We start from the raw sequence: 16,416 nt of genomic DNA, 5'->3' as shown, positions 1-16,416 counted from the left end.
CTTACAGATTAAATTTTTTCATTTTGTTATAAAGGGTTTGTCGGGTGATGCCTAACTGGGCTGCCACTGCAGACAAATTACCCTTGTGTCTTTCCAGCGCCTGACGGATCATTTCTCTTTCCATGTCTTCCAAGGTTTCTCCCACGGAAACTTGTTCCGGTATATTTTTAAACAAAAAATCTTCGGGACGCAATTCCTGTCGGTCACACATAATCACCGCTTTCTCGATCGTGTGTTGCAATTCCCTCACGTTCCCCGGCCAGGAATAGGTCAACAACCGTTCCCGGGTTTCTCTCGAAAAGGACAAATCCGGCTTGCGATACTTCCGGCCGTAGACCTGCAAAAAAGAATCGGCCAACAACAGAACATCCTTCCCTCTCTCCCGCAACGGGGGTATCTCGATATGTATCGTGTTAATCCGGTACAACAGATCTTCCCGAAAAGTTCCTTCCCGCACCATTCTGGGCAAGTCGCTGTTCGTGGCACAAACCAGACGGATATCAACGTTTATCAGCTTGTTTGACCCGACCCGGATGATTTTACGACTTTGAATCGCGACTAGCAATTTGGATTGCAAGCCGTAAGACAGGTTCCCGATTTCATCCAGAAACAAAGTTCCTTTGTTTGCCGCCTCGAATTTCCCGATCCGGTCTTCCCGGGCATCGGTAAACGCACCTTTCACATGACCGAACAATTCACTCTCGAACAATGTTTCCGTGACGGCTCCCATATCCACGGAGATCATCACCTCGCTATTCCGTTTGGACAGAGCATGAATTTCACGGGCCACGATCTCTTTTCCCGTACCGTTCTCCCCGGTAATCAACACGTTTGCATCGGTCACTGCCACTTTTTCAATCAGTCGATATACCCGACGCATGGCCTCAGATTCACCCCACACGACCTCCCGTTCCGGGGCAAGTTGTCCTTTCAAAACTTCTTCCCTTTCTTTCAACTGTTTTACCTCCCGACGGGATTCATTCAAACGATAAGCCGCCAGCAGAGTGGCAATCAACTTCGCATTATCCCACGGTTTCACGACAAAATCAGTCGCTCCCTCTTTCACGGCCCGCACGGCCAAATCGATATCCGCATATGCCGTGAAGAGAACCACGGGAATCCCTTTGGCAATTCCCTTAATCCTTGACAACCAGTAAAGCCCCTCATTCCCGGAATTGATCCCGGCAGAGAAATTCATATCCAACAACACCACATCCACCTTACCGGATTCCAAAGCTCCCTCAATCTGATTCGGGTTCCGAATCGTGATCACCTCCCGGAAAACACCCGACAACAGCATCTCCAGAGCGTTCAACACGCCCTTGTTATCATCCACCACGAGAATGGTTCCCTGTTTTACCATGCTTACAACGTTTATCTTTACAAATTACTCTAACATTTTTTTCAATATATCCTCGACTTCTTCGGTAGTAGGGCTAATAGCCAATATTTTCCCGTCCCGATCCACAAGGAATGTTCCTCCTCCTGAATTCCCGACACCATACATCGACCATATATTTCCGGCATCCCCGATCTCGACCAGAATTTTCCAAGGATAACCGTCCTGTGCTGCCGCTGCCACAGCCGTTTGCATCGCTTTTTCCCGAGCTATCCCGACCACGGTAAATCCTTTGGACTTATATTTTTCATACACGGGGATCATGCTTTTAGCCGCCCGACGACAAGGCCCACACCAAGAAGCCCACAAATCGATCAACGCTACTTTACCATCAATTTGTTCAGATAATCTAACCGGATTACCTTGTAAATCCGGTGCAGTGAAATCAATATAGTTTCCACCAACTTTAATCCGGTCCAAAGACTGCAACATCAACGCTATAGAGGACGTGTACGGATGCTCTGGAAACATGGGTTTGTAAATCGTAATATACAAATGCTCCAACTGTTGAAGATCGACAAAAGAAAAACGCTTTGCCTCCTCTGGCAAGGCATGTACCAAATAATCCGAAACATTTTTTATCTCTTTCATGAGCATAAAATAGGAAACTAACGAGGGAGAAGTAGCTATATAATTCATATCGTATTTCCGTATTTCTGTTGTAGTCAATTCCCATTTCGCAAGCAAAGCATTTGCCTCGGGGGTCAATTCCTCTTTGTTTTCCCGCAATTGATCATAATACAGGTATAAACTGTCTCTTTTCTGGCGATTGTTTTTCGCCCGCTCCATCAATGCTTGTAATTCCATGGCCCGAGGTGAAAAATAACGCTTTTCATCCCTCAGTTCACGAGATTGACGATAGATATCATCTAAAGCAAATTTCTTATCTCTTTCTTGACAATGATTCCAGTATTGTTCATTCAAGATGCCTCCCCGAACGATAGGATTCTCATCCGAATCGTATGAATAAGCTGTTATCTTAATTTCTCCCGGTTCGACAAAAAACTCGATCGGCCTCCAAGCTAATTTTGCCATTTCGTCTGTAAACACCAATTCATACACTTTATTTTTTTCCAAATTACAAGTGTATTCAAATTTACCATTTCGCACGGGGATAATGGCATATGGTTCATGAATTCGGAAATCATCTTTATACCCGATCAAAGCCAGACGATGACTATACGGACGATCGATCACCTCCCCTTTTATCACGCACTCCTGCATTTCGGCCTTCTGTTCCTGTTCCTCACTCAACCGTATCCCCCGAATCAGCCAATCATCTTCATGATTTCCTTCCACATAATCCACATTTTTTTCACTGTCATCCAAAGATTCAAAATAAAGCTGGAAAGTCATCCGACCGGATTCCGGTAAAAACATCTTTTCGTTCAGCGTAATGCCTTCCGCTTTTAACAGTTTATACTCTTTGCCGTTCTCTCCTCTTAAAACAGTACGACCCACGACCCGGAACCAATGATCCGGAAAATAATCCACTTGCCCTGTAAGGATCGTCGCATCCTCTGTCAACTCGATTTTTATAATATCAAACATTTCAGTGTTCGTACTTTCATACCAGGGTACCTCTACAACCCGCTGTCCCCAACTCAAAAAAGAACAGAGACACAAACAGAATCCGAAGAACAAGCTTTTATATTTCATATCTTATGTTTTTGGTATTTGTTATATCAGTTCACAACACGACTTGATTCTCCAACTCGGTCACGATCTGACCGTCAAACAGGTGAATCACCCGGTGAGCGTACGAGGCATCATGTTGGGAGTGGGTTACCATGACGATCGTGGTTCCCTCCTGGTTCAATTCGGTCAACAGGTTCATGACTTCCGCCCCGTTTTTCGAGTCAAGATTACCGGTAGGCTCGTCGGCAAGGATCAATTTGGGTGCAGCCACCACAGCACGAGCTATTGCCACGCGTTGCTGTTGTCCCCCGGAAAGTTGTTGGGGAAAATGTTTTACCCGGTGACTGATATTCATACGATCGAGGATAGAAGAAACTAACGCTTTCTTCTCCGAAGCCTTTTTCTTCAAGTAAATCAAGGGTAATTCCACGTTCTCATAAACATTCAACTCGTCGATCAGGTTAAAACTCTGGAATACGAATCCGATATTTCCCTTACGTACTTGTGTCCGTTGCTTTTCTTTTAAATGCCCGACCTCCTCACCGTTGAAATAATAGTTGCCCGAAGTGGGATTGTCCAACAAACCGATGATATTCAACAAGGTCGACTTTCCACAACCGGAAGGTCCCATAATTGCCACGAATTCACCTTGTTTTACGTGAAGCGACACGTCGTTCAATGCCGTGGTTTCAACTTCTTCGGTACGAAATACCTTACTTAAATGCTCAATTTTTATCATGTTTCAATCTATTTACAAGTAAAACTTACCGTTGAATTTACCATTATCATGCCAAAACAGATTTCATACTAACTATCAACAGATTAACAAAAACAAGCCGTACCCCATTGTCAAATAATTAGACAATCGTGTCTTATTTTTTGACACTCCCACCACATCTATTTTTCACTATATTGCTGATAACAAACACGTTCCTCTTTTGGCACAACATTCGTACCACCGTATGCAAGATAAAATAAAAAATGATGATTCTAAAACAATATTTCATACTATTGAGTATTTTAACATCCGGACTATACGTTCACGGGCAAAACCGGAAATGGACTCTCCAGGAATGCATCGACTACGGCGTGGAGAAAAGTCTTTCCATGCAACAACGAGCGTTACAAAATAAAAATGACAAACTGGAAGTCCGGGATGCCACGCTTTCCCTATTCCCCAGTCTGAGCGGGATTTCTCCCGGTGTCAGTTACAGTTTCGGACGAGGGATTGACCCGGAAACCAACACGTACACGAATACCCGGTACATGTCGGTCGGTGGGTTTGGGATTGGAAGTAGTCTTACTGTGTTCGCAGGATTCAACAATATCAACCGCTTGCGAGCTGCAAAATTAAGCCAGCTTATGGGGTGGAAAGAAACAGAAAATCAAGCCAACCAGATCGCCATTCAAGTGATGAATGCCTTCTTCACCTTATTATACGCCGAAGAAGAAGTACGTATCACGCAAGAACAAGTGGAAAACTCCAGCCTACGCCTCAAAAAGATTGAACGGGAATACGAGTTGGGTAAAAAACCGAAAAGCGATCTATTCGAAATGCAGGCGCAACAAGCCTCAGTGGAATTCCGACTGATCTCAGCCCAGAACAATTGCCTCAACGCACGGGCAAATCTCAAATATCTCATGAATTATAACGCAGAAGAGGAGTTAACGATCGACGCCTTGTCGGTCAGCAAAGTACTCCCGGAATTTCACCAACTGGAAACCAATGAAGTTTTCACGCAAGCGATTCAATCTTTGCCGGAGATTCAACTGGCCACTTATCAGATCCGATCGGCCCAACTCAACCTGTACACGGCAAAAGCGGGATTATTCCCGTCAATCAGCATTAGCGGCAGTATTTCGTTCGGCAATTATAGCGATCAACGATCAGGAGATTTTTTCTCCCAGATCACCGACCGCAACCAGATCGGCAAAGGCTTCAGCATCGGCATGAGTATCCCGTTTTACTCCGGTCTGAGTCGCCGTTCAAGCCTGCAAAGGGCAAAAAACAATTATCAATCTTCCCGGATACAGTACCAACGAACCGAAAGAGCTTTGTACAACGAGATACAACAAGCCTTACAGGACTTGAAATCCTGCACGCAACGTTACCGGATTGCCCTGCAACGAGAGAATTTCAGCACCCTCTCCTACAATGCCGCCCGCAAACGCTACGAACAGGGCCTGATCACGATCATCGACCTCAACACGACATCCAACAGTCTCCTCGAAGCCAAATATGACGTCCTGCGGGCCCGTCTGGATTACGTGATGCAAAAAAGGATGATTGATTTTTACATGGGAAAACCGTTACAATTGAAAATGAAAAATTGAAAATTGAAAATGAAAAAAGAGATTCGAAGATTCTATGATTGCCGATTCAACGATTCTGTGATTATAAAGGAAGAGAGAGGCGGGGGAATCATTTAATCGTAAATCATTAAATCACAGAATAGGCAGGATCACTTAATCCGAAATCACTAAATCACTAAATTAATCCGTTTTTCAATTTAAAGTCTAAAATTTAAAATCTAAAATTAAATCATGGATCGACCAATAACACAAAAACGAGGTATCAAGAAAAAACATATTCCGTACCTGATCGGGGGTGCATTCGGACTCTGGTTTATCGGGTGGGCTGTATTCGGGAATCACGAATCAGCGCTACGGGTTGACAAGGAGAAAATCACGATAGAAGAGGTACGGCAAGGGACATTTCACGATTATATCCGGATCATGGGAAACGTGGAGCCGTTGACTTTCTCGCAACTGACGGCTCAAGAAGGTGGAAGCGTGAAGGAGATTCTCGTGGAGGAAGGCGAAATGGTGAAAGCGGGAGAAGTGATTATCCGGTTAGAAAGTAAAAACTTGGAAACCGAGATACAGAACAGCAAGGATCACTTTGCCGAAGAAGAGAATTCCGTTCAGAACAGCCTGTTGGATCTGGAACGGGAAGAGTTGAACCTGCAACAAGAACGGTTAACCCTTGAACTCGATGTGGAACGAAAAAAACGAAAATACTTGCAGAATAAACAACTCTTCGAAGAGGACTTGATCGCCAAAGAAGAGTATCTTGTGGCCAAAGAAGATTACGATTATGCCATTCATAACCGGGAGTTGATTTCGGAAAAACAAATGAAAGACTCCATTCGCCGCCACTCGCAAGTGTTTATGCTTAAACAAAAACTGGAGAATGCCCGCCGAAACTTGCAGTTAACACGGGAACGGCAGGATCGGCTTGACGTGCGAGCCCCTATCGACGGACAGTTGAGCGATCTGAATGCCGAGATCGGCCAGATCATCGGTTCCGGTAGTCAGATCGGAAAGATCAACGTGCTGAACGACTACAAGGTAATGACCCAAATAGACGAGCATTATATCGACCGGGTGCGCAAAAAACTGACCGCCACACTGGAACGGCAGGGTAAAGACTACCAAATGGAAGTTTCTAAGGTCTACCCGGACGTGAAAAACGGTCAATTCAAAACCGACCTTGAATTCACGACAACCGTACCGCCCAATATCCGGACGGGACAAACGTATCATATCAACCTGCAACTCGGGGCCGCCGATGAATCGGTACTCATACCGAGAGGTACATTCTATCAAAGTACCGGGGGGCAATGGATCTACGTTCTATCACCGGACGGGACGGAGGCTTTCCGCCGAAAGATAAAAATCGGGAAACAGAATCCCCGCCATTATCAAGTGACGGAGGGACTTCAACCGGGCGAGAAGATCATCACGTCGGGCTATGAAATGTTTGGCGATAACGAACGACTTATTTTCAAGTGATTTTTTGTACTTTGCAACACGGCTAAAAACAATTCGATATGTATCATCTAAAACTGGTATGGCGTCAGATTCTCAGACAAAAGAGCTACCTCGTGATCAACACGATCGGGCTGGCCATTGCTCTCGCAGCTTCAATTCTGATCTACACCTACCTGATGAAAGAATGGCAAACAGATGCTTTTCACGAGAAAAGAGATCATATTTACCGGATCACGACACAATCAACGGGATATTCCTACTGGGATTCCGAGGTTTGCAGCCCATTGGGAGAACTGGCCAAAGCCGAGATTCCCGATGTCCTCGACTATACCCGGATCATCACGGCAAGAGAACTCAAACTCCGGTGGGAAGATTCGGATCATTACCAAGGCGGTATCACCTGTGGTTACGCCGATCGCCAACTGTTCAGCATGTTCACGTTTCCCCTGATATCGGGAGAATTAAGAGAGTCCATGCAACCCGGTTGGGCCGTTATTTCAGAAACCGTTGCCAGACGTTATTTCAAAGACGAAAATCCAGTAGGAAAACTTCTATACCTCGAAAATCTATACACGAGCGGCAAAGAATCATCCTTTTACATTGCTGGGATTATGAAGGATTTCCCCGTCCGTTCGTCCATCCAAGCCGACGTGATTCTGGACTTTTCCGTGATTGAAGAAATGTTCCGATACAGCGCAGGAAATACCATACGGACATTTTTACTATTGACAGACCATGCCGATATTCATAAAACAGAAGAACAATTACAAGAAATCGAATACCGGGAAGCCGAATATGTCCGGGAACGCGGAAAAGAGTTCCGGTTACAGCCCTTGCGGGAAATGTACCTTCACTCGGATCACATTCAGAATTACGATATCCCGTTCGCACAAGGTTCCGGAACATTCAACCTGATCCTGAGCGGTATCGTCCTACTTATCTTAATCCTCGCATTTTGTAACTACCTCATTATGAAACTGGCACAAGCACATAAAAATGCAGAACGTTTTGCCATACAGAAATATTTCGGAATCAGCAATCGAAGCATGCTTTCCCAGATATTATTAGAAATAGGGATATACTTACTAGGGGCTCTTATCCTGACAATCGTATTGGTCGTCATTCTTTACCCTTATTTCATACAGATCATTTCCCCGTTACGTCCGTTTCCCTTTTACCTGACCTTCCCGGAAATCATGGGTTTCCTTGCCATTTTCCTTGTATTTATCGGGAGTGTCGGGGGTGTCACCTACGGTTACGTTACCCGCAAGATGAATATCTCCGGCATAAAAAGCACGATGACCTCCTCCCGTTCTTTCTGGGAATTCAAACATATTTTATTGATCGCACAATTAACGATCTTCTGTGCCTTGCTATTTTTCTCGATCGTATTCGTCAAACAAATCAGTTTTCTTCAGGATAAACCCCTGGGATACAATAACCACAACACGATCACTTTCGGCTGGCCCAATCCATTAGAAGTTATCTCCTTAAAAGAAGAATTATCCGGTTACCCGGACATCCTCAGCACGAGCAACGGGGCTTTACTCCCGATCGGTAACTGGGCGCATTGGGATATACATTTGGCGGATCAACCGGAAAAAGTGATACAAACTTTTTCCCTCCTATGTGACGAAAATTACCTTGACACCTACCAGATAAAACTCGTGGAAGGTCGGGATGCCAAAAGTAAAGTTACCACCACGGAAATATATTCCGTCAAACCCGTTGATGTCGTAGAGATCGTTGTCAATCAAGCCTTCGTGCGCAAGCTGGGCTTATCACACCCCATCGGGACACTGCTGGAAAACAATCACTCGAAATTACAGATTGTCGGGGTCGTGCAGGATTTTCATTTCCGTTCGCTCCACGAACCGATACAACCCGCCATGTTAGGCAGCGACCTGCCCGGAGTTCTATTCTCGGTTATCGTTCGTTACCGGGAGGGAAAACGAAACGAGGTGATTGAACACCTCAAACAAATCCACGAAGCCCGTCACCCGGAAAAAGTCTTTTATTACAGGGATTTTCCTTATTCCGAACTGTATGAAAAAGAAATCACTCTCGGCCAACTCATATATATATTCACGGGTATCGCACTCCTCATCGGGGGTATGGGTGTACTGGCATTCTCCATATTCATCACGGAGAGTAAAACAAAAGAAATCGCCCTACGCAAGGTAAACGGGGCTTCCGAAAAGCAAATTATGATCTGCCTGAACCGCATTTTCGTGAAACAAGTAGCGATCGCCTGCCTGATCGGCATTCCCTGCTCCTATCTCCTTTGCCGGATATGGTTACAAGATTTTGCCTATAAAATAAAAGTGGACAGCTGGATCACGGTTAGCGTGGTTTGTCTATCATTACTATTCATTACACTGATCACGATCTGGCAAGTACGCCGGGCATCACGTAAAAACCCGATTGACGCTATAAAAACAGAATAACATGCGAACATTTCAATATAAAATCCTATTCCGTAACTGGGCCAAGAAGAAAATATATCCCTGCATTTCAATTTTCAGCTTGATTGTCGGACTTACTTGCAGCACCTTGCTCATCGGGTTCGCCATGAATGAAGACTACACGGCACATTCCACTCCCGACGAAGGACAAGTATATGCCATTCAGAAAAAGGATGCTTTCTACCACGACAGTGATTTGAAAACTTACTCTACCCCTCAAAAGATTGCCCGTGAACTGCATGACAAATACCCGGAAGTGACGGACTACTGTACCTTTCGCAAAGAATATGTCTCGATGTACCGGGAAGGCAGAGAATTGGATATCAAGCATTCATATAAAGTCACCCCGGGGATAGAGCGGATTTTTCACCCGCGAATGATCGCCGGTAACCTACAGCAAACCTTGTCGCATCCCACGGAAGTTGCCATTACCCGAAGTTTCGCACTCCGGACGTTCGGCAAAGAAAATCCTTCGGGCGAAACACTTACCCTCAGAACATATAAAGATATATGGCTCCAAAAATACGGAGTACGTCAAGAAGAGGTAAAACAGGATTACACGATTACCTCTGTTATCGACGACCGACAGCCGGGTATTTTGAATTACGAATTATTCATCGGGTTCACCCCCGAAGAGATGAATCCCCCGTCGGAATTCTGCACCTCATGGTTTTACAGTTTGATAAAACTTCAAAACGGGAGTGATATCTCTTCATTAAACGAGAAGATAAACGGGGACGAAACTCTGGCCCGTCTTTCATTCCTACCCGTGCGACAGGTGTATTACACGAAAGATTATTCGGAAACTGAACTTTTCAGATACCGGGATCACAATCAACTGCAAACAAGCTTGTGGATTGCCTTGCTGATTCTCGCTATAGCATGTTTTAATCACGTGAATATCAACCTGACCCGGTCATTCCAACGATTGCTTTATTCCGGTCAGCAATTGATTCACGGGGCTTCGAAAAACGAAATCCGTATGCAAGTTATTCAAGAAACCGCCCTACAAGTCATCTTCGCTTTCGGAATTTCGCTTGCCGTCATTTACATGCTATTACCAACATTCAACACGTTCATGGAATCCCGGCTGACTTTTCAGGAACTGTTTCGAGGAGAAACGTCATGGATTATTTTCTATACCCTTGCAGCCGTTATACTACTCCCGTCTATCTACATCCTGTACAAAATTGAAAGAATCTCGTTATCCGATATTTTAAGGAAAAATCACACGCATCGCTCCTCGCTCATTGCAGGAATTATCGTAGTTCAATTCACGATTTCCATTATTTTGCTGGTGCTATTCATAACGATAAAATACCAAACCGAGTATATCACGCATATCCGCCCGGACAGCGAGTCGATCGTTGCCATACAATATAATAAGTCACCGGATGAACACGCATGGAAAACATTCAAAGAGAAGGTGATCACGCTACCGGAAGTTATTGATTACACGTCAACCTTTCCCCTGAATAACGGGGCCATCGCGAACCGGGAGTTTAACGCCAACACGCTGAAAATGGATCAACGTTTTTTCCGTTTTTATCAGGCAGAACTTATCGCAGGAGATTCTTTGCTGAATCATTCAAACAATTCTGGCAATAAAGTCATTGTTAACGAAGCTCTTGTCAGGAAGAAACAGATCGAAAACCCGATAGGAGGTACTTTCGATTTCGACGGGACGGAATATATAATCGGAGGGGTTATCAAAGATTACGTTATCGACCATGTATCCAATGAAATACAACCGCTATTGATTATTCAGGATAGTGACGATTGGGTGAATGCCCAAGGCACGGTGATTAAAACCCGGACAGGGGAAACGAAAGCCACGATCAATAAATTACAACATTTGTGGCAGGATATCGCACCGACCGAATCCCCGCTGATTTTTACAACTTTGGCTGATTTTTATAGACAACTCCATAACGAGGAATTCCGTACGGCACGTATCGTTTCCGTGTTTACCTGGATCAGTATGCTCCTATCCTGCCTCGGATTGTTCGGCCTGGCCTGGTATTCAGTGGAGTGCCGCTCCCAAGAAATCTGCCTGCGCAAAGTTAACGGGGCCACGGAAAGGCAAATCGTGTTGCTCGTGTGTGGACGCTTTATTAAATGGATGTTATTTTCTTCTATATTAGGGATTCCCGTGGCAGGATATCTCGCCCAAGAATGGCTATCCCAGTTTATATACCGGACACCCTTGTCCCCATGGATTTTTATCACGAGCATCCTGCTCATGATCGCTATCGGGATTCTTACCGTGATCCGGCAATCCTGGTATGCTGCAACCCTAAACCCTATTGATACACTTAAAACAGAATAATCATGTTCAAGCAATATTTCAAAATTATCCTCCGTAACTGGAAAAGAAACAAGGTATACACCGTTATCAATATCGTAGGTCTAGCCATAGCCTTCACCGCCACGTTATTGATCTCAAATCACGTGATCACGGAATGGACTATGGATAAATTTCATTCCAATGCGGGAAGCATCTACCGGGTAACCGAACAAGACCTGGAATCCAAAGAGTGGGAAAGTCTCACCGCCTACCTGATCGGTCCTTATGCCAAACAGGAAATCCCCGGTATTGTCAATTACACTAGAGTCGTACCCTTCAACTCTTATGGAATAAGAAACAACGAGGAGGAGGAGTATATCCCTATTCCCAAAAGCCTTTTCATAGATGAAAATTTCTTCCAAATATTTGATTTTCCGATTATACAAGGAGAAATCGACAGTACGGTATTAAATTGGGGCGTCGTTACCCGAAGATACGTCCAACAGCACTTCTGCAATCAAAACCCTATCGGCAAAACAGTATTCATCAAAGACTTAAATTCCGAGAACGATCACGGATGTGCGGTCCGAATTGTAGCCCTGATCGAGAACCTTCCGGCAAATTCTTCTATCCAATCCGACATTTTTATTGACAGTCGAGCCATTTCAATAGACATGCTCTATTGGGGATTCCTTTCCTCATACAACTACCTTCAACTGACATCAACAGCCGATATCCCCGTTATCGAGCGAATGATACCCGAAATGATCGAAAAAAACAATTCTTACCTGAAGGCCGATGAGCACAGGTGCCAACTACAACCCCTAACGGACATCTATTTTCATTCAAATCACCTTCCCTCCGATTCCATTTTACGGGGACAAATATCCCTATCCCTCCTTCTCTACGGAATTACTTTACTAGTTCTATTCCTAGCGCTAGGTAACTACATGATGATCAAAACTGCCCAGATAAATAAAGATATTACCCGCATGGCCATACAAAAATGTTTCGGTGCAGACAATCGGACAATACGACACCAGTTATCGCTGGAAATCGGCATTCACACGCTATGCGCCTTACTTCTGTCTCTCATACTGGCCTACGTGTTACACCCATACATCATAGAAATTCTCTCTCCGGAACACCCGTATGCTTTCCACCTATCCTTTCAAAAATTAGCAGGATTCCTCCTACTTGTTTTCTCCACCATGTTCTTAACCGGACTCGTGTTGCACTTATACCCCCATAGAAGATTAAACCGCAACGGACTCAAACAGGCCATCCAACCCGTTCCCCGGTACAAGGATATCAAAAAAATACTTACCGTTGTACAAATTACGATTTTCAGCGCCCTACTTTTCTGTGCCATCGTGGTGTCAAGACAAATGAACTATATGGAACACATGGATTTGGGATTCAACCAAGAAAACATCCTATATTTCTACTGGCCGGATAAAGAATTTCGATACGAAACTCTAAAACAAGAACTCTTACATCACCCGGCCATTCTCAACGCCAGCAATGGAATCCCTCTCCCATGTTATGAGGATGCCGACCCTGTCTCGTTGGCCAGTCAACCGGAGAAAACCATCAAAGCTCGCATTATTCTTGGCGATGCAGACTATATCGACACTTACCAAATCCATCTCCGGGAAGGCCGAAGCCTGATAAAGCACAATTACCCCTCCGACCCGAAAGAATTTGCGAGATTACGTCCCAATTATATCCGAGAAGCTATCATTAATCAGTCTCTTGTGAAAGCACTTCAACTGGATCATCCGTTGGAAACCATTCTCAATTTATGGGATCGTGAATACCCCCTCAAAATCGTGGGAGTAGTTGACGATTTTCAATATTTCCCGCTATATAAATACTCGGAACCGGCCATACTCATGTACGAATATCCCCAGATATCCTCTACAATGATCGTCCATTACCAGACCGGAGAATACCAAAACGTATACCGCTACATCCGGGAAATGTTCCAAGAGAAATTCCCCAATACCGCCTTTAAATGTGAAGAATACAACTTTACCGAATTATACGGCAAAGATATCGCCGTCGTCAAACTCATCATCCTGTTTGCCCTCACGGCCATCCTCATCGGTGGCATGGGCATATTCGCCTTCTCCATCTTCATGGCTGAAAGCAAGACCCGGGAGGTCGCTCTTCGCAAAGTAAACGGCGCTACCGAATGGCAAATCATGCAACTCTTCAACCGCCAATTCCTCGCCAGAGTCCTTCTCGCCTGTTTCATTGGTCTACCCGTTGCCTACTACGCCTCCAGAGAATGGCTAAAAGGCTATGCTTATAAAATAGAAATACACGCCGGATTATTCATATTCGTTTTTCTTACCTCCATCCTCGTCGTCCTCGCCATCACAATCTGGCAAACCCGAAAGGCCGCCCGTCAAAACCCAATTGATACACTTAAAACCGAATAGCCATGCAAAACGTCCAATTTAAAATCATATTCCGAGGCTGGATCAAAAATAAAACCTATACCCTGATCTCTCTTATCAGTCTAATCGTGGGACTCACGTGCTGCACGCTATTGATTACATTCGTGCTACATGAATATCGAATTGCCCACTCTATCTTGAACAAGAAAAACTGTTACCTTGTTCAAGTACAAAGAGAACACAGCATCGTTAACAGTGATGCCCTTGTCTCCGGGGAAGTCGGGGTTCAATTGAAAAATACCTACCCGGAGGTGATAGCACATTGTGCTTTCCGAAATGAACACCTTCTTTTCTCAGAAGAAGACGAAGAATCGGAATACTATGATGCCTATTCCATTACCCCTAATTTTTCGGACTTTTTCAAACTTCCTCTATTATCGGGAGATTTACGCAAAACTCTCTCATCTCCGAATGAAATTGCCGTTACCCGATCTTTCGCCCGCCAACATTTCGGAATTGCTAATCCCGTCGGACAATCGCTCACGTTAGGACGATATATCGTTCATTTCGACGGAGAGAAAAACATCTACCAAACGTTATTCGAACCCTACACGATCACCACCGTTATTGATGATTCACAAAAAAACTTTCTCCATTTCGGGATTCTACGAGGATTACCCGACGAGGAAGTATCACGACAAACCGGGTTCTCTTTTTACTCATTTATAGAACTTGCCCCCGAAGTCTCCCCCACCGAATTTCTGAATAAAATAAAGGATTGGAGTAAAGAACAATTTAAAGACGAAACCATTCATCTAAAACCCGTTGAACAACTTTATTTTGCAAAGGCAACACATTTGTATGAAGACGGCTTAATCTTCAAACGTGATCCTTCCTTTGTTTATCTCGGACTGGGAGTTGCCATACTCATATTCATTATTGCCTGTTTCAACCATATCAATATTTGCCTGACCCGTATCATTCAACAGCTAAAAACAACCGGAATTCAACTCATATCGGGCGAATCGAAACAAGGTATACAGAAACAATTGATCCTGGAAACCGCATTACTCGTGTTGTTCTCCTTTATCATATCCATTGGTATCATCCAGATACTTATTCCCCATTTCAACACATTCGTTACCTCCAACCTAAGCCTGTCAGACCTGTATTCCGGATATACCCCGCTAGTGCTATTTCTTGTACTCGGCACAATTATCATTATACCGCCCCTGTACGTGATCCTAAAAATCAGCAGGAATTCACTATCCGAAATCCTAAAGAACGAGAATAAACAAAAAACAATCCTCGTTCGAAATATCGTGATCGCCCAGTTCACCATTTCCATCATCCTGACGACGACCGTGATAAACATTCACCACCAAATGAACTTCACCGCACATTGCCGTCCACATGCCGACGAAATACTAATATTAGGACTTTACACTTTAGAAAACGCAACCATTAAAACTTTCTGGGATCAACTTGTTTCTATTCCGGAAATCACGCATCGTACAATGGCCAGTATCACCCAGAATTGCACTTACAGATTAGAAGATTTGGAGGTAGATTGCGTGGATGCTGATCCTTCATTTTTTGATTTCTATGATATACAACTTCTGTCTGGAAGGTTATTTTCACCGGGGAAAAAAGGATTACATGAAGTTATCGTGAACGAGACTTTTTGTAAGAAAAAAGGGATAACAGAACCTTTAGGTAAATCTTTCCAAGTATGGGAAGATACCTACACGATTATCGGGGTAGTAGCCGATTACCCAAGAGATAAGCTCACACGACAAGTATCCCCCATGTTTATCCGTTCAGATGCCGCCGGGTCCGATCGTAACATCATCCGAATTCAACCCGGTACTCGAAAAATCGTGGAAGAAAAAATAGCCACCCTATGGCAACAAATCACCCCGGAATCACCCGCAATAAAGACATGTAGCATGGCCGAACGATTCATGGAATTCCATCAGGAAGAACTACGAATCATGAGAATTCTTTCGATATTCTCTTACATCAGCATCCTACTTGCCGGATTAGGACTATTCGGACTGGCCTGGTTCTCGGTAGAAAACAGACGCAAAGAAATCAGCCTTCGCAAAATAAACGGGGCGACAGAAAAGCAAATTGTCATCCTTCTTTGCACCCGATTCATCAAGTGGATTCTGATCGCCTTTTGCATCGGGGCCCCTATTGCCTACTATTGTTCAGAACAATGGCTCTCCCAGTTTGTCTACAAAATTGATCTATCTTTGAGTTCTTTTCTCCTGATCGGAGTCGGAGCTACCCTTGTCGGCATTCTCACGGTCATCTGGCAATCCTTCAAAGTTTCCCGAACCAATCCAATAGAAACCCTCAAAAAAGAATAACCCGATTAATTCTGTGATTGAATGATTGACGATTCTGTGATTACCTCCACACAAGAAGCAACACTTTCTCAAC

At 44.3% G+C, this 16,416-nt stretch carries 9 protein-coding genes; 6 read left to right on the top strand and 3 right to left on the bottom strand.

Annotation, left to right across the window (positions count from 1 at the left end):
* Nucleotide 1: 1 nt before the first annotated feature.
* Genes DWW52_RS00115 through DWW52_RS00105 form a run of 3 tightly spaced genes read right to left on the bottom strand, consistent with a single transcriptional unit; the run spans nt 2 to nt 3,776 of the window.
* Nucleotides 2–1,363: a sigma-54 dependent transcriptional regulator gene (locus DWW52_RS00115; protein WP_118713423.1), complete on the bottom strand. Its 1,362-nt coding sequence runs from the start codon at nt 1,361–1,363 to the stop codon at nt 2–4.
* Between the two features lie 24 nt (nt 1,364–1,387).
* On the bottom strand, nt 1,388–3,058 hold the full coding sequence (locus DWW52_RS00110) for a redoxin domain-containing protein (protein WP_118713421.1): 1,671 nt from the start codon (nt 3,056–3,058) through the stop codon (nt 1,388–1,390).
* A gap of 31 nt (nt 3,059–3,089) precedes the next feature.
* Nucleotides 3,090–3,776: an ABC transporter ATP-binding protein gene (locus DWW52_RS00105; RefSeq protein WP_118713419.1), complete on the bottom strand. Its 687-nt coding sequence runs from the start codon at nt 3,774–3,776 to the stop codon at nt 3,090–3,092.
* 245 nt (nt 3,777–4,021) lie between these two features.
* On the opposite strand from DWW52_RS00105, the gene DWW52_RS00100 reads away from it, so the two are divergent.
* The 6 genes from DWW52_RS00100 to DWW52_RS00075 all read left to right on the top strand — a co-directional run bounded on the left by DWW52_RS00100 (nt 4,022) and on the right by DWW52_RS00075 (nt 16,343).
* Entirely contained in the window at nt 4,022–5,371 is a 1,350-nt protein-coding gene (locus DWW52_RS00100; RefSeq protein WP_158582439.1) for a TolC family protein, read from the top strand.
* A gap of 210 nt (nt 5,372–5,581) precedes the next feature.
* Entirely contained in the window at nt 5,582–6,832 is a 1,251-nt protein-coding gene (locus DWW52_RS00095; protein WP_118713415.1) for an efflux RND transporter periplasmic adaptor subunit, read from the top strand.
* A 38-nt stretch (nt 6,833–6,870) separates the two neighbouring features.
* Complete coding sequence (locus tag DWW52_RS00090) at nt 6,871–9,258, top strand: ABC transporter permease (protein WP_118713413.1); 2,388 nt, start codon at nt 6,871–6,873, stop codon at nt 9,256–9,258.
* A gap of 1 nt (nt 9,259) precedes the next feature.
* Nucleotides 9,260–11,605, top strand: a complete 2,346-nt coding sequence (locus DWW52_RS00085; RefSeq protein WP_118713411.1) for an ABC transporter permease — start codon at nt 9,260–9,262, stop codon at nt 11,603–11,605.
* Between the two features lie 2 nt (nt 11,606–11,607).
* On the top strand, nt 11,608–14,010 hold the full coding sequence (locus tag DWW52_RS00080) for an ABC transporter permease (protein WP_118713409.1): 2,403 nt from the start codon (nt 11,608–11,610) through the stop codon (nt 14,008–14,010).
* 2 nt (nt 14,011–14,012) lie between these two features.
* Nucleotides 14,013–16,343: an ABC transporter permease gene (locus DWW52_RS00075; protein ID WP_118713407.1), complete on the top strand. Its 2,331-nt coding sequence runs from the start codon at nt 14,013–14,015 to the stop codon at nt 16,341–16,343.
* Nucleotides 16,344–16,416 lie beyond the last annotated feature (73 nt).

The sequence above is a fragment of the Odoribacter sp. AF15-53 genome (genome assembly GCF_003479425.1).
Classification (GTDB): Bacteria; Bacteroidota; Bacteroidia; order Bacteroidales; family Marinifilaceae; genus Butyricimonas.
This window is presented reverse-complemented; position numbering and strand designations above follow the sequence as displayed.